At 45.6% G+C, this 20,521-nt stretch carries 22 protein-coding genes; 7 read left to right on the forward strand and 15 right to left on the reverse strand.

Annotation, left to right across the window (positions count from 1 at the left end; all coding sequences use genetic code 11):
• Positions 1–172: 172 nt before the first annotated feature.
• On the reverse strand, positions 173–1,213 hold the full coding sequence (locus MIC7113_RS15355; protein ID WP_015183072.1) for a rhodanese-like domain-containing protein: 1,041 nt from the start codon (positions 1,211–1,213) through the stop codon (positions 173–175).
• Positions 1,214–1,999: 786 nt separating this feature from the next.
• Between MIC7113_RS15355 and MIC7113_RS33385 the strand changes: the two genes are divergently transcribed.
• Positions 2,000–2,575, forward strand: a complete 576-nt coding sequence (locus tag MIC7113_RS33385; protein WP_015183073.1) for a hypothetical protein — start codon at positions 2,000–2,002, stop codon at positions 2,573–2,575.
• A 6-nt stretch (positions 2,576–2,581) separates the two neighbouring features.
• On the opposite strand, the gene MIC7113_RS15365 is transcribed toward MIC7113_RS33385, so the two are convergent.
• From MIC7113_RS15365 to MIC7113_RS15380, 4 genes are all read right to left on the reverse strand, one after another.
• Complete coding sequence (locus MIC7113_RS15365; RefSeq protein ID WP_015183074.1) at positions 2,582–3,391, reverse strand: YdcF family protein; 810 nt, start codon at positions 3,389–3,391, stop codon at positions 2,582–2,584.
• A gap of 174 nt (positions 3,392–3,565) precedes the next feature.
• Positions 3,566–4,126: a rhodanese-like domain-containing protein gene (locus tag MIC7113_RS15370; RefSeq protein WP_051055703.1), complete on the reverse strand. Its 561-nt coding sequence runs from the start codon at positions 4,124–4,126 to the stop codon at positions 3,566–3,568.
• A gap of 580 nt (positions 4,127–4,706) precedes the next feature.
• Positions 4,707–5,156 (reverse strand): YlqD family protein, encoded by a 450-nt coding sequence (locus tag MIC7113_RS15375; protein ID WP_015183075.1) that lies wholly within the window; start codon positions 5,154–5,156, stop codon positions 4,707–4,709.
• Positions 5,157–5,261: 105 nt separating this feature from the next.
• Complete coding sequence (locus MIC7113_RS15380; protein WP_015183076.1) at positions 5,262–7,280, reverse strand: AMP-dependent synthetase/ligase; 2,019 nt, start codon at positions 7,278–7,280, stop codon at positions 5,262–5,264.
• Between the two features lie 127 nt (positions 7,281–7,407).
• On the opposite strand from MIC7113_RS15380, the gene MIC7113_RS15385 reads away from it, so the two are divergent.
• Together MIC7113_RS15385 and MIC7113_RS15390 are read left to right on the forward strand one after the other, a co-directional pair.
• The gene (locus MIC7113_RS15385; protein ID WP_015183077.1) at positions 7,408–8,001 is read left to right on the forward strand and encodes a DUF4333 domain-containing protein; all 594 of its coding nucleotides are present in this window, start codon (positions 7,408–7,410) and stop codon (positions 7,999–8,001) included.
• A 211-nt stretch (positions 8,002–8,212) separates the two neighbouring features.
• A complete protein-coding gene (locus MIC7113_RS15390) occupies positions 8,213–8,605 on the forward strand; it encodes a hypothetical protein (RefSeq protein WP_015183078.1) in 393 nt (130 codons plus the stop codon).
• Between the two features lie 593 nt (positions 8,606–9,198).
• Here MIC7113_RS15390 and MIC7113_RS15395 read toward each other — a convergent pair.
• Together MIC7113_RS15395 and MIC7113_RS15400 are read right to left on the reverse strand one after the other, a co-directional pair.
• Positions 9,199–9,666: an NUDIX hydrolase gene (locus tag MIC7113_RS15395; protein ID WP_015183079.1), complete on the reverse strand. Its 468-nt coding sequence runs from the start codon at positions 9,664–9,666 to the stop codon at positions 9,199–9,201.
• The gene (locus MIC7113_RS15400; protein ID WP_226883654.1) at positions 9,663–10,199 is read right to left on the reverse strand and encodes a hypothetical protein; all 537 of its coding nucleotides are present in this window, start codon (positions 10,197–10,199) and stop codon (positions 9,663–9,665) included. Before MIC7113_RS15400 ends, MIC7113_RS15395 begins: the two co-directional genes overlap by 4 nt.
• Positions 10,200–10,350: 151 nt before the next feature.
• Between MIC7113_RS15400 and folD the strand changes: the two genes are divergently transcribed.
• From folD to MIC7113_RS15415, 3 genes are all read left to right on the forward strand, one after another.
• Positions 10,351–11,226 (forward strand): bifunctional methylenetetrahydrofolate dehydrogenase/methenyltetrahydrofolate cyclohydrolase FolD, encoded by an 876-nt coding sequence (folD, locus tag MIC7113_RS15405; RefSeq protein ID WP_015183081.1) that lies wholly within the window; start codon positions 10,351–10,353, stop codon positions 11,224–11,226.
• Between the two features lie 58 nt (positions 11,227–11,284).
• Complete coding sequence (gene crtE / locus MIC7113_RS15410; RefSeq protein ID WP_015183082.1) at positions 11,285–12,214, forward strand: geranylgeranyl diphosphate synthase CrtE; 930 nt, start codon at positions 11,285–11,287, stop codon at positions 12,212–12,214.
• A gap of 180 nt (positions 12,215–12,394) precedes the next feature.
• Positions 12,395–12,850 (forward strand): divergent PAP2 family protein, encoded by a 456-nt coding sequence (locus tag MIC7113_RS15415; RefSeq protein ID WP_015183083.1) that lies wholly within the window; start codon positions 12,395–12,397, stop codon positions 12,848–12,850.
• Between the two features lie 91 nt (positions 12,851–12,941).
• On the opposite strand, the gene MIC7113_RS15420 is transcribed toward MIC7113_RS15415, so the two are convergent.
• The 8 genes from MIC7113_RS15420 to MIC7113_RS33390 form a co-directional block, all read right to left on the reverse strand.
• Positions 12,942–13,154 (reverse strand): hypothetical protein, encoded by a 213-nt coding sequence (locus MIC7113_RS15420; protein ID WP_015183084.1) that lies wholly within the window; start codon positions 13,152–13,154, stop codon positions 12,942–12,944.
• 94 nt (positions 13,155–13,248) lie between these two features.
• Complete coding sequence (locus tag MIC7113_RS15425; protein ID WP_226883655.1) at positions 13,249–13,782, reverse strand: hypothetical protein; 534 nt, start codon at positions 13,780–13,782, stop codon at positions 13,249–13,251.
• Between the two features lie 269 nt (positions 13,783–14,051).
• Positions 14,052–15,158, reverse strand: a complete 1,107-nt coding sequence (locus MIC7113_RS15430) for an RRXRR domain-containing protein (protein WP_015183086.1) — start codon at positions 15,156–15,158, stop codon at positions 14,052–14,054.
• Positions 15,159–15,418: 260 nt separating this feature from the next.
• On the reverse strand, positions 15,419–15,748 hold the full coding sequence (locus tag MIC7113_RS15435) for an MgPME-cyclase complex family protein (RefSeq protein WP_015183087.1): 330 nt from the start codon (positions 15,746–15,748) through the stop codon (positions 15,419–15,421).
• 64 nt (positions 15,749–15,812) lie between these two features.
• Entirely contained in the window at positions 15,813–16,535 is a 723-nt protein-coding gene (locus MIC7113_RS15440) for a pyridoxine 5'-phosphate synthase (protein WP_015183088.1), read from the reverse strand.
• Between the two features lie 79 nt (positions 16,536–16,614).
• On the reverse strand, positions 16,615–17,061 hold the full coding sequence (locus MIC7113_RS15445; protein ID WP_015183089.1) for a hypothetical protein: 447 nt from the start codon (positions 17,059–17,061) through the stop codon (positions 16,615–16,617).
• A 162-nt stretch (positions 17,062–17,223) separates the two neighbouring features.
• Positions 17,224–17,607: a hypothetical protein gene (locus MIC7113_RS15450; RefSeq protein WP_015183090.1), complete on the reverse strand. Its 384-nt coding sequence runs from the start codon at positions 17,605–17,607 to the stop codon at positions 17,224–17,226.
• Positions 17,608–17,648: 41 nt separating this feature from the next.
• Positions 17,649–18,515 (reverse strand): GUN4 domain-containing protein, encoded by an 867-nt coding sequence (locus tag MIC7113_RS33390; RefSeq protein WP_015183091.1) that lies wholly within the window; start codon positions 18,513–18,515, stop codon positions 17,649–17,651.
• A gap of 267 nt (positions 18,516–18,782) precedes the next feature.
• On the opposite strand from MIC7113_RS33390, the gene MIC7113_RS33395 reads away from it, so the two are divergent.
• A complete protein-coding gene (locus MIC7113_RS33395; protein ID WP_015183092.1) occupies positions 18,783–20,414 on the forward strand; it encodes a WD40 repeat domain-containing protein in 1,632 nt (543 codons plus the stop codon).
• Positions 20,415–20,521: the final 107 nt, after the last annotated feature.

Below are 20,521 nucleotides of genomic sequence, written 5' to 3' on the forward strand. Positions count from 1 at the left end.
GCATTTCTAACACTTAGCAGCCGAAATCGCCAAGAGATCTATATTGATTTTTGCCACAAGCCGAAACGGGGAGACAATTATACGAAGTTGCGTTCAAAGGGGATAGATCAGAAACAGCAGGGGAGCTGGGGAGCTGGGGAAAAAGTCTGCTATCTTTGACTGCAACTTGGTATTAGCTGATTTTTCGCCCCTGATAGCGAGGGAGTGATGGATCAATTTCTTTAGTCCAAGCTTCGATGCCACCTTGGACTTTGGTTCCGGCAATCCCAGCCTTCTGTAGCAGTACTAAAGCACGGGCAGAGGGTTTGCCAGTCGTGCAGTAAGCCAAGAGTTTACGACCTTTAAGCTGGGACTTAATGGCGTTAATGCCTTTGCCTTGTTCTATGTCTTGTAGAGGCAGCGAGACGGCACCGGGGATGTGTGAAAATTTGTATTCATCGGGCGTGCGAACATCGACCAACAGGTAATTTTCCTGCTTGCTGTTCATGAGTTTCTTGAGTTGCTGTACACTCATGACTGGCTCAGACGCTTCTTGAATCGCATCGCCGATGATCGGTAAATCTGAGGCCACAGCTAAAGGCACTCCCGCTTGGATCACAGGTCGTAGTAAGTCCGAGTTGTAGCGTACCGCTCCTACAGCACCCACAGCGCCCAAGGCGAGAGCTACACCACAACCGGATAACCAGCGTTGTTTGGGCACTCGCTTATTGGCCAAACTTAACTTAATTTCGGGGATGTCTTTACGCACGTATGTGGGAAGACTTGGGTCGATGTAATCTCTCCAGGCATCAATCCCACCCGTAATATTGGTGGCTTTGATACCTGCTTGTTGTAGGCGAAAGACACTGTGGGCTGAGCGAATTCCAGCTCTACACAAAATGAGGACTTGTATTTCTTCGTTGGGATGATGCTGTTGTTTGTCTTGAATGAGTTTTTTGATTTTTGCTAATGCTGCACCCGATTTAATTTGTGGATAAGGAATCAGGAACCACTCTCCTGGTAGGTGAGCAATGTTAAATTCGCTGTTGTAGCGCACATCAATCAGTAAGAGATTGGTGGCGTTTTTCGTCAAAAGTTGCTGGAGTTGTTGGACGCTCATCTGAGGGACTTGCGTTTGCACAAACCGATTGCCGACGACGGGAAGTTGGGTAAGTTTGCCAACGGGATTGCCTTGGGGGATGAAGTTGGATAAATTCGTGCGAACGTCGAGCATGATTGTTGCTTTCCTTTGTTCTCTCTATCCTGTCTAAATCGCAATTGCAGTTTGGTAATGCTTACCCAGGTGTTTTGCAGTTAATGAACAAAAAAACTTATTGGTTGCTGTTATTCCTGCAAAATTAGCTGACTACATTGGGACAATGTAGAGTATTTTTAGCGGGGTTTAAAGGATTAATTAGCTTTAAATCCCAATGTTTAAATCCTGGCTTGAAAAAATATTTATTGAGAGTTTTTCATCAAAAAGCGAGGATTATTTGACTAAAATAGAAGAATATCATTCCGAGATAAAACTCAAATTAGGTCACGCGTTTCTGTCATAACCATAGGTTACCTGAGTATCCGAAAAAGTTATAATTCTTCGATAAATAATTATTTCAGCTTTAAATTAAAAATCGATTCTTAAAGTTACGATGAACTCATCAACCCAGGAGATAGGATTCCAGAGCTTCTTCCACTTGGCGTGAATCCTACTTATCTCAACTTTAGATTCACCCGTCAGTGAAACCGATACTTGCTCTCAGTTTTCGCAGATGGTTTCCTCTCCCCGTAGCTCCAGCCTGGTTAGCGACAGCATCGCTAATTGAGTAGACGGTTTGATAGTAAAGATATGTTAAAAATATAGATTAAATTAACAAGCCATTCCTGATGTGCTATTGACTCAAACCGTAAGTTAAATTATCCGATCTACAAACTTCGTCAACGTTGCAATTGAAACATGACAAAGCTCTATTCGGTTATTTATTTTTATTTCCCTTATTGAACAGCTCTGCTGTTAAGTGTTATGTCTGGTCAGTTGAAAAATTCTCTCGTGCTGCTAGCCAGTGTGGCGATCACCCTGAGTGCTTGCAATCGCGTCAATGTGGAGTCGAGGAACATCGAAGGGAATCGCTCAGAGCTAACCCCTCAGGAAACAACACCTGTGAAGAGTCCCTCACCCCTTGTGACACCTAGCCCCATATTGAGTCAGGACAAGTCGGAAATTAAGACTTCTAGCGCTAGCGTAAAGGTTAATCGAGAAAACTACAAACCCATTGCCCTTACTCAGTTAACGAAAAATGAAGCTCTCACCGGTGAGGAACCCAAAGCGATCGCCCTAGCGGCTTTCGGTGATGTTGACTCCGAGGGAGGTTCACGAGACGTAAAAGTCGAGTATCCGCAACCCGATCGCGCCGTTGTAATCATTACCCAAACCGGTGTTGCGGATGATTCGGTGCGGGCAATTCGGTATCGAGCTGAACTAGTCCCTACCTCAAAATCCCAGACGGGCAAGCAGTGGAAGATCGTGTGGGCTGGCTCTCAGTTTACCTGTCAACGGGGGCGCGGTCATCAAGATTGGTCAATAAAGCTTTGCTCTTGATATTCCTCACTTGAGGCTGCGCTGCTTACCGTATTCACGAGCTTTTTGGATTAGCTCTAAAATATCTGAACGGCTTGATTCCGGTGAGTCCTTGGGAAAAAACAGCCCTTGTAAACCATAACCGATTAATCCCCCATATTCTCTAAAGACGAGAAAAGTTTCATCCTTAAAGCCTAGGTAAGAAGGCAGGGGAGTCGTATAGGGAATTACGGTAAAACCATTAGCACGGAACACAAGCATTGAGCGCAGCATGTGAGGTTCGTCCGTAACCAATATAATTCGCTGAACTCCCCGTGATTGTAAGATGGCGGCTGAGAAAGTTGCATTTTCTGCTGTAGTTAACGAGCAATTTTCTCCATCTATCGATTGCGGAGAAATCCCTTTTGCCTTCAGTTGCTCTATCATACTAGGAGCATCAGCAATCCCGCTCACAAAAATCTGCGGTGCTTGCCCATTATTCCAAAGTTTAGCCGCCAGATTGACTCTGTAGTCATAAAATTCTCCTCCCCCCCGTCCTAGCACTACAATTGCATCGGCTTTTGCTCCGGGGTCAGTTGGCAGGAAAACCACTAATAATTTAGAAGAGAAAAGAATAAATAAGGGAAAAATAGCTGTAAAAATAAATAAAAACCAATAAAACTTCCGATTTTTTAATTTATGCTTCCATGTCCTATATTTAATTAACCACAGAATTACGAAAAAAACGAATAGAGCTAGAGCCAATAAAAGAGGCTGATTCAGCCATTCAATCTGCCACCAAGGAATAAAAATTGGCAGTTTATTTAGTGTGCGTTCACATAAATTTGAATCAAACATTCACAACTGTAGTAAAGTTGTCATGAGTCATTTATAGCACTTCCAATTTTAGATGACTACATCAACATCCATCGATAAATCTCTCTAACTCTTACTTCCAAGGGGATAAAGACTAATTTTAGAAAAGGGGAAAAAGGACGATTTCCTTGTCCTTTTTCCCTCAAGTGACAACCCTTACCAATTGTTGCGCGGGAGGGAGGGATCTATTTTTTCTGTCCATTCCTTAATCCCGCCAGAATATTGAATGCCTTCAACTCCTGCCTCCTGAAGCCTAACTAGCGCCACCCCAGATCGGTAACCATGAGTGCAGTAAGCAATCAAACGACGACCATTAAGCATGGATTTAACTTTTTGGATGCCGGAACCTGCCTCAATTTCTGTCAGAGGTACAAGAACCGACCCAGGAATATGAGAAAGTTTGTACTCCTCAGGAGTCCGGACATCTAAGATGAGGTAATTTTTATCCTTGCTATCAATTAATTGCTTGAGTTCTTGAGCACTAATTTGGGGTGTCTCTGCCCGTTTAATGGCATAATCCACGAAGCCTACATTTGATGCCCACTTGACAGGCACCCCAGCTTTAATCACAGGGATGAGTAAATCTGGGTTGTGACGCACAGCGGCGAGAGCACCAAAAGCTCCTAAGGCAAGAGCTACACCAACACCGTATAACCAGAGTTTCTTGCTCGGACGCTGCTTGGTCTGGGTAAGCTGATTTTCTAGGGTATTTTTCATGAAATACTGGAGTAGGTAAGGGGGAGATTTCTTGTCTCCAAGCTTGGCAGCTATGGATCAAGCCAAAAGGGTTTTGCCTAGATATATTCTAAGAGATTCAAATAAAGAGCAAAATTTTACCGAAAATTCTTATTTAGGGCTTTAAAAAATTTAGTGGTTTTTAAAGTGTGAGTGAAGTAACCAATCGGCAAGACTCTTTTAAGTTTTCCCAGTTTTTTTATTTGCCCACTGGGGCAGATCGTGCAGAAAGGTTCCCAGTTTACCTGTCAACCGGGGTGAGGTTATCAAGATGGGTCAATGAGGCTTTGCTCTTGACCTGCTCTTGCTTTTTTCTTTGCAGATGACCCTGAATCGAATGACACTTTGTTATGACAATCAAGGAATGATCGCCAAGCGGGACGCTGTCCGGTGGAAACCGGAACTTGAGGGCTACCCTAGTGGAACACAGTCCGCAAATAAAGGTTTATTTCTCATCCTAGGGACAGAGTTGAGGAGTGTTCCGACTCTCTGATCGTCGTGCCATTCGACCCTGCGTAATTGAAGGCGTACTCCAACGATCGCCCCGCTCTATTCGCACAACCTAAACGTCACCCCGAATTTCTTCTACAACTCCATCCCGTAGAAGAATTTCTACATTCATTTTTCGCACCAGGTTATCTCCCAGTTCAACACGGAAATAACTTTCCATCTGACCTTGATTCACTTCTTGATCCAGCTCGAGCATCTGTACTTGTTGTAGTTGCTGGAGCTGCTGATTTTTTTGCTCTAGCAGTTCACTTTTCTTTTGATTGACCTGCATTTGAATATTTTCGATTTGTTGCGCCATCTGAGGTCCTGGCGGTTGCAAGGTTTGTTTTTGAATTTCTGCGATCGCTCGTTGCCCTTGCATATCGAGCTGTTGTAGCTGGGAGTCAATTTGGTTAATTTGCGCCTGAAGTTGTTGCTGAACTTCTTCCTTCCATCGGGGGGTGACGATGGCTTTAATGTTAATCGGTCGCTTTAACAGCAAGTTTGACTTAAATTCGTCCATATATGTTGCGCTCGGTAGATCTAAAGGTTAAATGATTTGAAGTTTCCTACTTTGCAGGAGAATCGATCAGAGAGTTTTAGACAACTCTCTCCTTTTTCACCTGAATCAGGCAAACATCCCGATAATAATATCGTGATAACGTTCCATAACAACGGGTCGCCGGATTTTCAAGGTTTGAGTCATCATGCCATTTTCCAGAGAAAATGGTTCTAAAATCAACTCAAAAGAGCCAATCCGGTCATCAGGGCGATAACCTGGGCGATTTTTGACCTCTCGGTTTAGTTCGCTACGGAATAAGCTCTGAACCTCTTTACTCTGAAGGTCAATAGCTGTCCGGAACTCCTCTGGTGGTGCGGCAGACTGAGGGGACACAGCATCAGGGAGACGCAGGTTAAGATTTTGAGCGGCAGCCCACTGTTGTAAGGCTTCGAGATTAGGAACAATTAATGCACCGAGCGATCGCTGGTCTTGACCCACTAACATAATCTGATCGATATAAGCACTGCGTATGCAAGCATCTTCAATCGGCTGCGGCTCAATATTTTCACCATTGGTTAAGACAATCGTGTCCTTGGCCCGACCGGTCAGCACCAGGTGATTTTCCGGTGTCACCCAACCCAAATCCCCCGTATCAAACCAACCGTCGGCATCAATTGCTTTGGCCGTGGCTTCCGGTTTTTTATAATAGCCTTGCATTACTTGTGGACCCCGTACCATGACTAAACCCTGCTGTCCTTGAGGCAGAAGTTGACGAGTTTCGGGGTTAACAATCCGAATTTCTGTACCGGGCATGGGTGGGCCTGAACTATAGCGCAAGTTCCGCCAAGGACGGCGCACGTTGGTCACAGGAGAGGTTTCTGTCAAACCGTAGCCCACCAACACTTCTACCCCAATAATCTCAAAAAAGTCGTCCAAGTGCCTTGCCAGGGAACCACCACCGCTAATGACGATCTTAATTTGTCCGCCGGTGGCTTCGCGGACTTTTTGATAAACGATCTTGTTTGCTAGTTGATGAACCGGCCAGAGGACAGTGGCTTGGACACGGGCTTTTAGTCGTTCGATGGCGGAGGGTTGGAGGTTGCCTAAGCTCAATCCCTGCGCTAGTCGCCGTGCCTCAATGTAACGTTTACTTACGTTCAGGAAGTTTTGTACCAATCGCTGCTTATTGGCAGGCTGTTCGCGGAACTGCTTTTGCACGCCTTCGTAAATGGATTCCCACAGTCGTGGTACACCGACCATCAATTGGGGTTTAAATTCTCTCAGGTCTTTTTTGACGTTGCGTAAATTCGTATAAATCTGCGTGCAACCTTGGGAAAGGATGAAATACTCAACCGCTCGCTCGTAGGCGTGCCAACTCGGAAGGATGGAAAGAACTTTATCGCCCGGTTCTGGTAACCATACGGAACCAATGTTTACAACTTGATGTAGCAAGTTCCCATGAGTCAGCATGACGCCCTTGGGCTTGCCGGTGGTACCAGAGGTGTAGAGTAGGGTGGCTAAAGTATCCCGATGGTGGATAACACTCGTTAGGGGGTGGGATGCCCCGGCTGCCATTAACTGGGCGTAGTTGATAATCTTCAGCGTTTCGCCTTCCGGCGGCTGTTCTTCGGAGAGGAGAATCACCCAACCAATGGGAAGAGAGTCTAAGCGATCGCGCAAACTTTTCAGCAAGGCGAGGTTTTCCACCACTAAACCGATGCTACCGCTATCTTCCAGGATATAGAGTAGTTCTTCTCGGTCTGCCTGAGCGCTACGCACAGCATTTGCCGCCCCTGCTGTAATGATGCCCTGATCGGCAATCATCCATCGGGGACTGTTGTCGGCAAACAGAGCAATCCGAGTCGGAAGTCCTGTTTCATCCAATTCTGTCTTGAACCCCAGTGATTGCAACCCAGCCGCAAATTGCTGAATCTGCTGATATAACTGGGCATAGGTGAGGGACGAAGGTTTAGCACCAAGCGCTCCGACACCATGAGGGTCTTGGAGAGCAACAATATTCTTAAAGCGTTGAGCAGCAAGAGGCCAAATTTCAGGAAGGGACTGCACGGAAGAATAATCGGCAGCACGTTTGAGGTTATTACTTTCTTCTGGAGTGAGGCGGTAAGCGGTGCGATGGTTCGACATAACTCAATTCCCTGAATAGTCGATTGCTTGTGTTTTTACCATACTCTTGTGCTACGCCAGAATAGATCTTTTGAGAGGACAGTATTGATTCTGCCACTCGTGCCCGTAAAAACTAAAGGGAATTCCGATGAACCAAAAGTCGATTAACCCTGGCAAAATCAAGCCACTCTTCTTCCTGTTCTGGCTAGCCATCAGCTCAATGGCTGTTTTGGCAAGCTGCAATCATACCCCGACTGCCTCCAGTTTTCCAACTGCCACAACGTCCCCAAGTACTGAAAATATTACACAAGCGGCGAAGGTAATAAAGGCAGAGGCGGCACTCAAGAACCTTTACACAGAGCAAGTGGGGCTTGCGATTGAGTCCGTCACTTGTCCAGAAGATGCCAATTTTCAGGCTGGAAGTATTTTTGAATGTCAGGCGATCGCGCAGGGCGTTAAGTTTGGTATAGAAATTCAGGTTGAGAACGACGAAGGCCGTTTTGACTCGAAAGTCAAGGGAAGATTATTAAACTTATCGAAGGTTGAAGACTTACTGCAAAAAGCGTTTAAGGACAAAGCGAAGCTAGATGTTACGGCTGATTGCGGTGGCAAACGCCGAGTTTCTAAAGCGGGAGATATATTCACCTGTAAAGTTACCGATAAACAGGGTCAAGTCCGTAATGCTCAAGTCACGGTGAAGGATGAACAAGGAAATTTTAATGTCAAGATTGAGGGCTTATAAAGAAGCGAAGTCGGGACGTAAAGAGTTTGTAAACCCTTAATTTTCTCTTAAAAGAGAAGGCATACTAGGTTAAGACTATCAGAATCGCCAATAGCGATTTTAGGGATAGTCATGAGAAGTGAGCCATGTCCAAATTTAGATGAGACAATAAGTTTGCTCCTAATTCTCTTACTTCATCTGTTCTGAAATAGGAAGGTAAAAAAGGTCAAGCATGAACATCAAAACTTTTGCTATTATTGCAATTTTAGGTCTTGCTGCACCTGCAATTACAGACCTAGTCATTAATAATCAAGCTCATGCCGAGGAGCCGCAATTAACAGAGCCATTAGGCGGATTTAGTGATGGTCTTTGGACGGTATCCCTATGGCAGGAAAATAATTTGTACAACTACAGTGTTAAGAACCATCAGACAGGGGCTACTCTTTTCTTATCAAGCCCTGAACAATCAATTGATGGCGATAATCGTATTTATACTTGGCGTTATAATTCTACGGATTATCAAGTCTCATGGCAACCGAGCAATCCTCGTATGATTAATTTGCAAGTCATTGGTCCGAATGGCAAGCAAGTTTTGAATCGTGTACTTCCTAAAAGATTTAACTAAATTCTTCTTCTTAGAAATCCGGATAACTTTTATCCCTTCATTGCTCCATTCTCCTGATAAATATCTGGCTACTTAGGCCAGATATTTTTACCATGTTTGAAGAAGTTCCTGCTTGGATTGTCGGCCTATCGGGGAATGTGATCGAATGAACGAACTGTCAAAAAACCTAGGGTCTAAATCCGGAGGAAATACCACAATATCCATTCCCGAACTCAGTCCCATACGATGTAGCGCAATAGCATCAACCAAAGGATAGAAAGTAATAGGAATCCAGCCGCCATTATCAAAATAGACCACGACTCGGCTGGTTGTCTGCTCTTGTCGGGGTAGTGGAACCTGCCAGGGGGAATCCACACTCAATAAACCTTTTCTACGAAACAGAGTTACTTACCTTTATGGCTCTAAAGCCCTAGTCACTACCTCTACCTTTGGGGGTATGTCCGAGGATTAAACCACGAACTATTAAGTCAAGTGTCCCGCTTGATTGTTGCTAGTGCAAGAAGGCAGAAAAAAGAAGGCAGAAAAAAGAAGGCAGAAAAAAGAAGGTAAGAACGCTTGTATACTAAGCTTTTTAACCTTTTTGGACTGGTGGGTTATTTCTGCCGCGCTGCACTAGCCATTGTCCAAATCCCTTGGTCAATAAATTCCAATAAAATTTGTTGATGAGGAGTTCCGATAGGACGTACCTGATCCGCCTTTTGAGAGTAGCAATGACCCGCTTTAATCTGTTCGGGGGTTAATAAACCCATATCCCAGCCTTCTTTGAGTACCAATTGCTCTACTTCCACGGTTAGGGGGGCATGAAAAACATGGCGAATCACTTTGGCATCCGAATAGCAGCCGAACTTGGATACCCAGGGTGGGGTATAGCTAATTTCTTCCCAAAGTTCCCGTTTTACTGCGGCTTCAGGTGTCTCGCCCGGATCGAGATGACCTCCAAAAAAGCCCCAATGTCCCGGATAGAAGATGCCAGGAATGTTATCTCGTAGTTGCATCAGAAATCGATCCGAGGAGTAGAGAATCGCGATCGCCACTTCAACGGGCTGACTATTATCCATCATCCTTCATCCTTTCGGGGTTGTTCGGGTTGGCTGGCTTTTCGATTCAACAACTGCTTTTGTTGAACATAAACTTCGCCTAGCTCTTGCATACCAATGGGAATGCTTTGAAACTGCACTTTACCCTTAATTGAGACTTGATCACCAACGTTGGGCAGAGTTTGGTTGGTGAACACCCAAATTGTGCCAGTTGTATCCTTGAGTTGGTAAGCACCAGAACTTAAAAGCGGTGCACGATTAGTCACTTGACCCTGAAGATACACAAGGGTGTCAACATTAGGATTTTGGGGAATATCACTGATTTTAGTAGGATTCCCCCCCATATTGCCCCAATTGAAGCTACCCAATCCCAGGAAATCGGAGTGATTACAGCCAACCAACCCTATCCCCAAAACTAAACAGCACAAAGGGAAAAGGTAAACTCTGCGTGACAGTGGCTTGCACCCCCCCCAAAGGGAAGAGGGGGAGGATTTGCTGATTGCCTTTTTAGAGGGCATCGGCTTAATTTTTACGAGCATCAGCGCCATAGGTTTCATAAACATTATTTCCCGGCTTTTGCCTTTGCACGATACATGAGTTAATCGTTGTTAATAGATGAGCGAAATCTGCGAAACTGTTATGGTTTATGGTTGACCTGCTCAAACAAGCAGATACTCAAGTTCCACAGAAAACGCTCTGACAATTGCGATGGACTCAACCTACGCCCACATACTAGATGGTAAAGCTCTTGCTCAACGAATTCAGGCTCAGATCTCTGAAGAGGTCGCTCAGCTACTCTCAACCTTCGGGCGTCCTCCAGGATTAGCCGTGTTGATGGTTGGTGACAACCCGGCTAGCGCCGCCTACGTGCGGGGGAAAGAGCGTGCTTGCGCTAAGGCAGGGATTGCGTCTTTCGGGCATCATTTCCCAGAAAACACGTCCCAAACCGAACTAGAGCAAACCATTGAAGCCCTGAATCAAGATGAGCGCGTCGATGGCATTCTTGTCCAACTGCCTTTACCCGATCATTTAAATGCTGTTTCATTACTTCACCAAATTAATCCGGATAAAGACGTGGATGGACTGCATCCAGTTAGCCTAGGGCGTTTGGTACGGGGAGAGTCTGGATTGCGAAGTTGCACGCCAGCCGGGGTGATGCGTCTGTTACGGGAGTACCAAATTGAGGTTAAGGGCAAACAGGCTGTTGTGGTCGGACGCAGTATTTTGGTGGGTAAACCGATGTCGCTGATGCTGCTAGAAGCCGATGCGACGGTGACGATTGCCCATTCGCGAACCGAAAACCTCAAGGAACTTACGCGCAGTGCGGACATTCTGATTGCAGCCATCGGACGCACCCAATTCATCACGGCTGACATGGTCAAACCTCAATCCGTGGTGATTGATGTTGGGATTAATCGCGTCTCTGATTCCAGTGGTCAATCCCGTCTAGTCGGCGATGTTCATTTTGACACGGTTCGGGAGATTGCCCAATCTATTACCCCCGTACCGGGGGGTGTTGGTGCGATGACCGTTGCTATGTTATTACACAATACTGTACTCAGCTATAAACGATCGCAATCATAACGACGCCAACGCCCCGTAGAATTGTTAAAACAGTGACAAAAAATCAAGGAATGAAGGCATGGTAGCGACGGAAGGGCGACCTGCCCCCAAAGGGGAATCCCTCACTTTTGACTTATCAACGTACTTAAAGCAACGGCAAGCTCAAGTAGAGGCGGCGCTAGACCGTTCTCTTCCCCTCACCTATCCCGAAAAGATTTATGAGGCTATGCGCTATTCCCTGTTAGCAGGGGGTAAACGCTTGCGTCCGATACTTTGTCTTGCCACTTGTGAGCTAGTCGGTGGCACGCTGGAGATGGCAATGCCAACAGCCTGTGCCCTGGAAATGATTCACACCATGTCGTTGATTCATGATGACCTCCCGGCAATGGATAACGATGACTACCGCCGGGGCAAGCTGACGAATCACAAAGTCTACGGTGATGACATCGCCATTCTGGCAGGAGATGGCTTACTCGCCTATGCTTTTGAGTATGTTGCCACTCAAACCCAGAATGTCCCAGCGCACCAAGTGTTGCAGGTGGTTGCCCGCTTAGGTCGGGCAGTGGGGGCAGCCGGATTGGTGGGCGGTCAAGTGGTTGACCTAGAATCGGAAGGGAACTCAGATATTCAGGAGGAAACCCTGACTTTTATTCACACTCACAAAACCGGGGCTTTGTTAGAAGCCTGTGTGGTTTGTGGTGGAATCTTAGGGGGGGTAACTGATGAGGAAATTGAGCGACTCTCTCGTTATGCCAAAAATATCGGCTTAGCCTTTCAGATTGTTGATGATATCTTGGATATCACCGCCACTCAGGAGGAACTGGGAAAAACAGCGGGGAAAGACCTCCTCGCGCAAAAGGCGACTTATCCCAGCCTTTGGGGAATTGAGGCATCCAAAACCAAAGCTCAACAACTGATAGATGCAGCCAAAGCCGAATTGGAATTGTTTGGTGAGAAGGCTCAACCGCTTTTGGCAATCGCCGATTTCATTACAACGCGCACTCACTAAGGAAAGGATGAAGTTTTAAGGATGAAGTGTGAAACAATGGTTAGTTCTTCACTGAGCTAGGGGGTTAATCCAATTCTGCTGATTCTCTGGTTCCATCTTTCCTTCTTCATCCTTTCTCTTTCAGCCTTTCTTCTCAATCTTTGTAATCCTGATTATTCTCTCATTTGCCCGTAAAACACTATGCAGGACTTTGGCAACATCCTAAACAACCAGGTGCTGCTGGTTGCGATCATTGCTTGTTTAGTTGCACAACTTTGTAAGCTTTTGGTTGAACTCACCAAAAATCGTAAACTTAATCTTCGCGATTTGGTAACCACTGGCGGTATGCCCAGCGCTCACTCAGCATTTGTTGCCGCCCTAGCCGCAGGTGTGGGACAAACGATGGGATGGGACTCTCCGGATTTTGCGATCGCTACAATTTTTGCTGTAATCGTCATGTATGATGCCGCTGGTGTTCGTCAGGCGGCTGGTAAGCAAGCACGTATTCTCAACCAAATCATTGATGAGATATTTACTGAAGGCAAAGACTTCAACGAAGACCGACTCAAGGAATTACTCGGACATACCCCTTTTCAGGTCATTGTTGGACTGCTGTTGGGCATCGCGATTTCCTGTTTAGCGGCTCCTGCTTATTAAGCTGATTAAGCAGCTCCTCTTTACCTAGATCGGGTAGAACAAGCGCTTTGGGTGGAATCTAACTCACTAAACTCAATGGCTCAGAAAGGTTTTAGGGTTTTGAGGGGAATAGAGAAGTTGTGGCTTTCGGGTCACCATGAGTTACAACAGCATTGGCTTCTTGCACAGCCGCTTGAGTCGGTGTCCGACGCTGATTACCGTTCTTCAAAACCTCAATAACCAAGGTTTTTTGTGTGGGAGTTAGCTTATCCAGCCAACATTGTACCCATTCTTCTTGCAGAATATTGTTAGAAGCAGTAAGCATATCGGCCTTTAGTTAGAGTTCTTCTACTCCCCAGTTTATAAAAAAAATCTTAAAAAGATGGTAAGCCCCAGCACATGGTTAATTAAAGTTTGACTTAAAAGTTCACCACGGGTCGGAGTAGGGTGACTCGGCGGCTATCAACAACCATGCTCAAAAATCCGCGATCGCTCAATCTTCGCAAAGTCGAGTTCGCCTTGCTCTGATCGTTTGTGTACACCACGAGTAAGTAGGGGCGCGTCCCATAAGAGACTAAGCCAACATCGCTGCCCAGAAGTTGCTTGAGCTTTCCAGCCACTTCCGGCTGATTGAAGTAATCCACCAAAACAGCATAACCCTCGCCCAACGGTTGAGGGTTATAGGATGGAATATTGGTAGACACCGTTGTCGCGCTAGGTCGCAGCACATAGGCTGATAATCCGACAATTTCCTTCACATAGCGTGCCCAATCATTGGCATCCTCAACGCGCTTAAAACCTGAAACACGGGTTACCGTGTCCTCTAAATATCGGCAAACCGTAAACTGAGTATTCGCAGGCAAAGTCCGTTGCAGTTGTTCCTGACTCTCTTGGGTTGAAGTGCGGACTAACAAAAGGTACTCGTTCGACTGGGGGGGTTGACAAGGAGACATTGATGGTTGAGCTTGTGCCAAGTTAAAGAACCCAGATAGACTCACAAGCGTCAACAGACCCGAGCTCACTCGGAGAAAGGCTATATTTCTCACTCTCAACTCACATTCCTCACTCAGCTATTACGCCTATAAATTAGGGCTTACCCATTACCTCTATATCTTCCGCAAAAGCGAAAGCTGGGCAACCACGGAGGGATTGCCCCTACAGATCGTGTGCGTGCCTAAGTCATCTTTTCTTCTGGCAGGAGACTCCCGTTACAATCTTTGATTTAACGGGAGAGGAATGCCAGTCCTCCATGTAAGTTTACAACCAGGTGACTTGAGTAACTAATCAATCGGGTGTTTCTGTCGGTTACGCCTTGCTTGAGTCGCTTTTTAACAGGGAAGAATTGGTACAAATCGTTGGCGCTGATATATCCCTTTAGGGTTGAGCGCTTGGTTTTGTACTCAACATAATCCCCGTTCTTGAAGGAATGCGTTCCATCAAATCCGCCGTAAGTGTCGCGAACCCCGCCTGCTCCAACGGTCAAATCGTGCATTTTTCGGGGTCTTGAAGGTAGGCGTTCTACGATACCAAAAGTGAAAGGAGTCACCTGAACTATTCCTTTCCATTGGTATCCTGTCTGCTCTTTGTGATGAGTATTAGCCGCATATCGGATAAAGTGTCTAGCGGCTTGCGCTATGGCATCCGATACATGTGCAGCAGGCGTTTGCTCTCCTTTGTTTTTGGACTTGGGTAGCTTGAGCCACTCCCTTGTTGCTTCGGTTTCCCATCCTTTAACCAAAGTCACGCTTACGCGATTCTCTAGTTCTTTGATCAGGAATGTTTGACCTTGAGCGGCAACAGTAAAGCCAGGACTGTTTGACTGATTAAGTCGCTCCACATAAGCATGACAGATTGGGTACAGTCGTCGCAATTCGTCTACAACCCTCAGTTCTAGTTGTTTGTTGGCTCGAATACTGGGAGGTAGTTTAGATTGCCGACGATTGTTAAACCTCTTCTGTCTGTGGTTGCGAAGTTTAAACGAAAGGTTTCGTTTGATTCGTCTTCCTCGTCGTGTTCTGCGAAGTACAGCGCGTTCTGTTAATCGTTTTTGAACTTGCTTTTTGGGTAAGTTGAGGTTCAATCCAATTAAGGTTTCTTGTTTAGACTGAACAGCTACTCCGGTAAAGCAGCTTCCAGGGTCAATACCAAGACTAATATCTTGGCAATTTTTGCCTGACGGTTCTTTAACGAGTTGAACACAAAATACTGGCAAATCGTTCTTTACTACTCTGGCAAACCCGTCTCTAATCCAGCGCCTTGCTCTCGATGCTTTGGTTGGCATTGCCGGAGTTCCGTCAGGATTAAGGACTGGTACACGTTTGTTAAGCATTGGAGATAATCCAGTTAACTGTACTTGTTGGTTTTCCAACTACCCCTCGCGCATTCTTAACACCGATTCCCGACAACTGATTGGGTCAAAGAGGTTGTCCGAGCTTGGGTGGCACCCGGAAGTCTGTAAGCGTTAAAAACTCGTGCGCTATTCAGCTTGCTTACCGCTTGAGGTTCAGTGATTCCTCGCAAGCTCCCGTTACAATCTTTGATTTAACGAGAGAAGCTGACATCAATTTGCGACCTAGCTTACCACTTTAATCACGCGACAGATGCCAGAGATGCCAGGGGGTCAGCAATTGCCTCGGAGGGTGCCTGAAATTCTCCGGTTTTGACAAATTCTAAGCGCAGCTTTAACCAGGTAATGAACTGAGGATTCGTAGAAATAATGGCTACGGAGGGTTGGGGACAGGCTTGCTTAACCTCTGCCATCTGGGGTGCCTCTAGGAAGGCTGGTTGCTTGACTAACCAAAAGTCAATTTCTTTTTCCTGTTCATGGTAGTGTCTAGTACGCTCTTTGAGGACTTCCTCAAGGGGTTCTTCTTCTAAAAGAAAGCGTTGACTGGCGACAAGGTAATAGTAAGTTTTCATGGGAAACGTTGTTTTGTTAGTAGTTAGGGCTGAGGGTCCGTTGTTATGAGTTAAGCGTCATCTCTCACATCTCTCCTCGCATGGCTTGTTTCATCTCTTTCACGGCTCGTTCTAGACCCACGAGCACGGCTCTAGAAATGATGCTATGACCAATATTGAGTTCTTCCATGCCTTTTAAGCAAGCAACGGGGTAGACATTCCAGTAGGTGAGTCCATGTCCGGCGTTGACTCGTAAGCCAGCGGCGAGGGCTTGTTCGCATCCCCTGGCTAGCATCGTCAGTTCTTTTTCCCGACTCGCCTCATCCTTGGCATCGGCATAGCGACCAGTGTGCAGTTCAATAAATTTGGCTCTGGTTGAAGCTGCCGCATTGATTTGGGCAACATCAGCGTCGATAAATAGGCTAACGGGAATCCCTGCACCTTGCAAGTTGGTGACAATTTCAGTCATGCGCTGCATTTGACCGACGACATCGAGTCCCCCTTCTGTTGTCACTTCTTCCCGTTTTTCAGGGACGAGAGTCACATAATTGGGTTTAATGTCGAGTGCGATCGCCACCATGGCATCCGTGGGTGCCATTTCCAAATTCAAGTGAGTCCGCACCGTCTGCCGCAACACATAGACATCCCGGTATTGAATATGACGCCGATCTTCTCGTAAATGGACAGTAATGCCATCGGCACCAGCTAGTTCGGCTAACACCGCTGCCGCCACTGGATCGGGTTCCACCGTGCGCCGTGCCTGCCGAATTGTGGCAATGTGGTCAATGTTAACGCCAAGTGTCAGCACCTGCGTTTTTCTCCTGAACTAGGGCGAGTCTACAGCCCATTATCTTATAACGAAAGCCATTCTCCTCACATAGAGGCAACTAGCTCAAATTCATGCGATATCGCACTTTAAGTAATTCATCGGAATCAAGAGACGAGGCTCCTGTATTAACTTCTACACTATTGATCAAATCCAAGATGACTGTAGGAACTTGGATCAGAGGTACCTCGGTGTTCTGACTGAGAAAAATAGGTTGCCATTCCCTCAGAGGCTGCGTTTCAGAAAAAATTGTGGAGTAATCTTCTGAAGCGTTGCGATTTTCCAGACCCAGCAGAGACTCACTCGATAATGTACTCAACTCGCTTTCGGATGGAGAGAGGACAGTCAGGTTAGCAGCATAGGCAGATTTCTGTAAGCCAGTGATGAGGCTGCAACATCCGAAGGTGGCTAGAAGGGCATGAAACAAAAGCGTTTTCATGCCAGAGACGACGTTTCTTTGTGCGGATTCGATACGCCTGTAATTGCTACTCTCTTGGTAAAAAGTCATACCCTGTACTCTCCGACTGTTGATGTTTTAACAGTAGAAGGAAGGTATGACTCATAAAGATAGCTCTATGCAACTGACTGAGGTGACTATCTCCCTCAGGGGGAATCAGGCTTTATTCATGGCTTGAGTCCCTGTTTCCTCAGACAATCGGTGAACTGACACTTAGTCATAATTGGCATAAAGGAGACGGTTCAAAATTTCTCGACCATTAGAAGAAAAAACTTGCACTCGAATCACATTTGGGTCTCTGGGTTGCCACACAACTTGATATCGATTAGGGCCATTTCGCCAGCTAAAAACACGTCTTTGGTTATTTCCTGATGTTGTAGCACCGGATAATAACAGAGAAGCCCCCGTTTTCATATTCTTCCCTTGATAAAAGTAGGAATTATTTTCAAACCACAGCGATACAGACCAAGTATCGTCCATAAATGTACCGGTGGGAAATGGAGGAGCCGCCAGTACGGAAGAATTAAGAGCAAGGTCTGCAATAGCTGGTGTGGAAAGACCTAGAATCGCAGCAAGAGTAATGGCTTTGATGTTCATAATTAACCGATTGACTGTAAGCTAAATTTTTGAGTTATGAATTAAGAAATTTTGCAGGTACTCAGTCTTTGCACCAAAGAATCAATGGGATAGGCAAAACCAGCATTCACCCAACTTCGACGCCACCAAAGCGCTGGCAGGTGACCTATTGGTGCTGAAAGATTAAAAGTAAGGTCGTCATAATAGACCCAATTTCCGTTGGTATACTGCCCGATGCGATTGCCAAAACCTTCAGCTATTGCCGTATCCTCCGTCTGAGGAGAACCCCCTACACTTTCCCAAATCTCTTTTTGTACGCTAAAACCAAACCGTCCTTGAGAGGCGAATAGCCAAATTTTATCCAAGTCTTTCAGGAGTGAGCAGGGGATTTTTGAGAGTTCGTCGCGCTCAAATGAACCTTCAAAATCTCGACCAACAGATTTTAGCATCAACCTCGCCGTTTCTTCGTCGGCTTCTTGCCATTTTTCTGCGGTTAAAAAGTCTCGCAATTGAGCATACTTGTCCTGCATTTGTAAAGCCCATATAACACTAATGCAACCTTGATTATCGTAATGTCCTCCTACCTCTCCCCAAACGCCATCATCATTGCAGACAAAGGAGACAATTTCCATGGGATTTAACTCAATTGTTGCTTCTGTCCCCACATATTGAAACGAACCATTAGCGCGACGAACAATTAAGCTACCTTCGGGAGAACCAGGTAATTTATAATTTTCGGTTCCTTTTGGGTAATTGGGATGACCCGCAGCAGAATGAAAGCCAACGTTAGGGTTATAAGTCCATTGTCCAGCCGCTGAAAATTTTACTCTCACAGATTGGTCAGATAGATTTTGGAAATAAGTTCCTTTAGGAGTGGCAGATTCAACATTAAAACACCCTTCAATGATTAGTTGATTGATATTACTCATTGTTTCTTTCAGGAAAGGGTAATGATGCCTGAGCTATTACAACAATCAACTACACTTTGAGTCGAGGCGATTCCTGAAAGTATTCCTACTCACTCTTCGGGAAGCTGAGAAAGCTTCATAAATTTTTGTATTGGCTAGCGACAAGAATTTTCCATCAGCTATCAGCGGACATCATCGCTAAATGCGAAAAACTCCCGTTTGAGTCTGTAGTTAAAGGAATTGCCAAGGAATCTGGCTAGTTTTATACCGTCCCAAGAGTAACAAATCATGCAACTCTTACCTTACGATACCTTTACTATCCACACTCGAAAGCCTTTAGAGGATGTCATTGAGCAGCTAGATGCCCAAATCGAAGCCCCAAAGCCAATTCGATGGTCTTTTTCTCGCAACCATGCTCTCTATGAAGGCACTATCAATAGCTCTGGATTTAAAATCAATCGCATTATTCACTACCGCAACTCATTTATACCCAACATCCAGGGGCGATTTGAGCCGTCATCTGATGGAACACTCATTCGCGTCACGCTGAAATTGCATCCCTTTGTCACAGCTTTTTTAGTGTTTTGGTACTTGGTATGGTACAGCGCCACAATCCCTCTTTTTCTGTTTGGCGCTTTGTCTGGGGATGTGGATGTAATTACAGCCTTGCAGTTTGTGGGAATGCCGATTGTATTATTATTTGTATTCTGGTGTACGTTTTGGTATGAGGCAAATCGCAGCCGTCGCGAATTAGCACAGATCATTCTAGAAGAACCGCTTGGGCAGACAATTTCCAGTAATCTGAAGCGTAGAGCTTTGTGGATTTTGGCAATCACAGCCATTATTCTCTGGAACGGTGTCTTTTTGTACTTTTTACCCTCTGTTCAACGTAGATTGCCGTCAGTAACATCAAAGTACTGTTCGCAAAATTTAATCCAGTCTCCCTATTGCAATTTTTCCGTCATTCACTCCCTTGATGGACATCCCACCGCCTCTGCTATTGCCATCAGTGCTGATGGTAAAACTCTAGTCAGTGGTGGACAAGATAAGGCGATTAAAATTTGGGATTTGTCAACAGGAGAGTTGAAAAAAACACTTCAGAGCGATTCGGGTGAAATTGAAGCTTTGGCGATCGCTCCTGATGGAAAAACTGTAGTGAGTGGTAGTGGTGATCTCATGGTTCGCATCTGGGATATTACCTCTAACCAGCGCCCCCGGATGCTTAAGGGACACTCTTACAGGGTTAACCAGATTGAGATTGCATCAGATGGAAAGACTATTATTAGTAGAACTTATAATGAGATAAAAGTATGGGATTTGGTAACAGGTCACCTAAAAGCAACATTACCAAAGTTATCTGCCACTGACCAAGAAATAGGTTCACTCGTGATTAAAAATAACTCACCCTATTTCCGTCCCTTAACCATCAGTCCCGATGGCAAAAGGGCATTGGTTGAATTAGGGAACAAACTTATAATGTGGGATTTGGCAACAAACGAGCAAAAAATTCTCCAGAAAAAAGCGGCTTTTGAATCTATTGGTTCTGCACGCATCAGTATAGACGGACAGACGGTAGTTACCACCTCATCATCTAGCAAACCTGTTGTTCTGAAGGTACGGGATCTAAAAACAGGAACGGTTAAGGCACACAGACGTGTCATCTCTTCTCCTAGCCAAAGTTCGCTCAATATCGTCCTCTCTCGTACACAAGCAACCGGTACTGCTGAAGTAGAAGACATTATTAGCAGCACCAAGGAGGGGCTGACGGTGTGGAATCTGCAAACAGCCGAACTAGAAGCAATTCTTGAGACACAGCAGATGAGTCATCTGGTTGTCAGTCCTGATGGCAAACTCTTAGCTGGAATTACAGGGGATGCAGACAATCGAAATACTCAGATTAAAGTGTTACGGCGTCCTTAATCTAGGCCAAACAGGGTTTCCAGGCGGGACGAACCGTGCAATCTCTAACACTCACGCCATTCGTATAGATCAGCTATCACAGACAAGCTTTTGTTACCATTAAATGT

It is taken from the genome of Allocoleopsis franciscana PCC 7113 (assembly GCF_000317515.1).
GTDB lineage: Bacteria > Cyanobacteriota > Cyanobacteriia > Cyanobacteriales > Coleofasciculaceae > Allocoleopsis > Allocoleopsis franciscana.

What these genes read in the sequence shown, in the direction of transcription:
- folD (WP_015183081.1), top strand. Translation starts at nt 10,351, where the DNA reads ATGGACTCAACCTACGCCCACATACTAGATGGTAAAGCTCTTGCTCAA.
- MIC7113_RS15355 (WP_015183072.1), bottom strand. Translation starts at nt 1,213, where the DNA reads ATGCTCGACGTTCGCACGAATTTATCCAACTTCATCCCCCAAGGCAAT.
- MIC7113_RS15390 (WP_015183078.1), top strand. Translation starts at nt 8,213, where the DNA reads ATGAACATCAAAACTTTTGCTATTATTGCAATTTTAGGTCTTGCTGCA.
- MIC7113_RS15400 (WP_226883654.1), bottom strand. Translation starts at nt 10,199, where the DNA reads ATGAAACCTATGGCGCTGATGCTCGTAAAAATTAAGCCGATGCCCTCT.
- MIC7113_RS15365 (WP_015183074.1), bottom strand. Translation starts at nt 3,391, where the DNA reads ATGTTTGATTCAAATTTATGTGAACGCACACTAAATAAACTGCCAATT.
- MIC7113_RS33395 (WP_015183092.1), top strand. Translation starts at nt 18,783, where the DNA reads ATGCAACTCTTACCTTACGATACCTTTACTATCCACACTCGAAAGCCT.
- MIC7113_RS15445 (WP_015183089.1), bottom strand. Translation starts at nt 17,061, where the DNA reads ATGACTTTTTACCAAGAGAGTAGCAATTACAGGCGTATCGAATCCGCA.
- MIC7113_RS15415 (WP_015183083.1), top strand. Translation starts at nt 12,395, where the DNA reads ATGCAGGACTTTGGCAACATCCTAAACAACCAGGTGCTGCTGGTTGCG.
- MIC7113_RS33390 (WP_015183091.1), bottom strand. Translation starts at nt 18,515, where the DNA reads ATGAGTAATATCAATCAACTAATCATTGAAGGGTGTTTTAATGTTGAA.
- MIC7113_RS15370 (WP_051055703.1), bottom strand. Translation starts at nt 4,126, where the DNA reads ATGAAAAATACCCTAGAAAATCAGCTTACCCAGACCAAGCAGCGTCCG.
- MIC7113_RS15395 (WP_015183079.1), bottom strand. Translation starts at nt 9,666, where the DNA reads ATGATGGATAATAGTCAGCCCGTTGAAGTGGCGATCGCGATTCTCTAC.
- MIC7113_RS15450 (WP_015183090.1), bottom strand. Translation starts at nt 17,607, where the DNA reads ATGAACATCAAAGCCATTACTCTTGCTGCGATTCTAGGTCTTTCCACA.
- MIC7113_RS15420 (WP_015183084.1), bottom strand. Translation starts at nt 13,154, where the DNA reads ATGCTTACTGCTTCTAACAATATTCTGCAAGAAGAATGGGTACAATGT.
- MIC7113_RS15430 (WP_015183086.1), bottom strand. Translation starts at nt 15,158, where the DNA reads ATGCTTAACAAACGTGTACCAGTCCTTAATCCTGACGGAACTCCGGCA.
- MIC7113_RS15385 (WP_015183077.1), top strand. Translation starts at nt 7,408, where the DNA reads ATGAACCAAAAGTCGATTAACCCTGGCAAAATCAAGCCACTCTTCTTC.
- crtE (WP_015183082.1), top strand. Translation starts at nt 11,285, where the DNA reads ATGGTAGCGACGGAAGGGCGACCTGCCCCCAAAGGGGAATCCCTCACT.
- MIC7113_RS15380 (WP_015183076.1), bottom strand. Translation starts at nt 7,280, where the DNA reads ATGTCGAACCATCGCACCGCTTACCGCCTCACTCCAGAAGAAAGTAAT.
- MIC7113_RS15435 (WP_015183087.1), bottom strand. Translation starts at nt 15,748, where the DNA reads ATGAAAACTTACTATTACCTTGTCGCCAGTCAACGCTTTCTTTTAGAA.
- MIC7113_RS15425 (WP_226883655.1), bottom strand. Translation starts at nt 13,782, where the DNA reads ATGTCTCCTTGTCAACCCCCCCAGTCGAACGAGTACCTTTTGTTAGTC.
- MIC7113_RS15375 (WP_015183075.1), bottom strand. Translation starts at nt 5,156, where the DNA reads ATGGACGAATTTAAGTCAAACTTGCTGTTAAAGCGACCGATTAACATT.
- MIC7113_RS33385 (WP_015183073.1), top strand. Translation starts at nt 2,000, where the DNA reads ATGTCTGGTCAGTTGAAAAATTCTCTCGTGCTGCTAGCCAGTGTGGCG.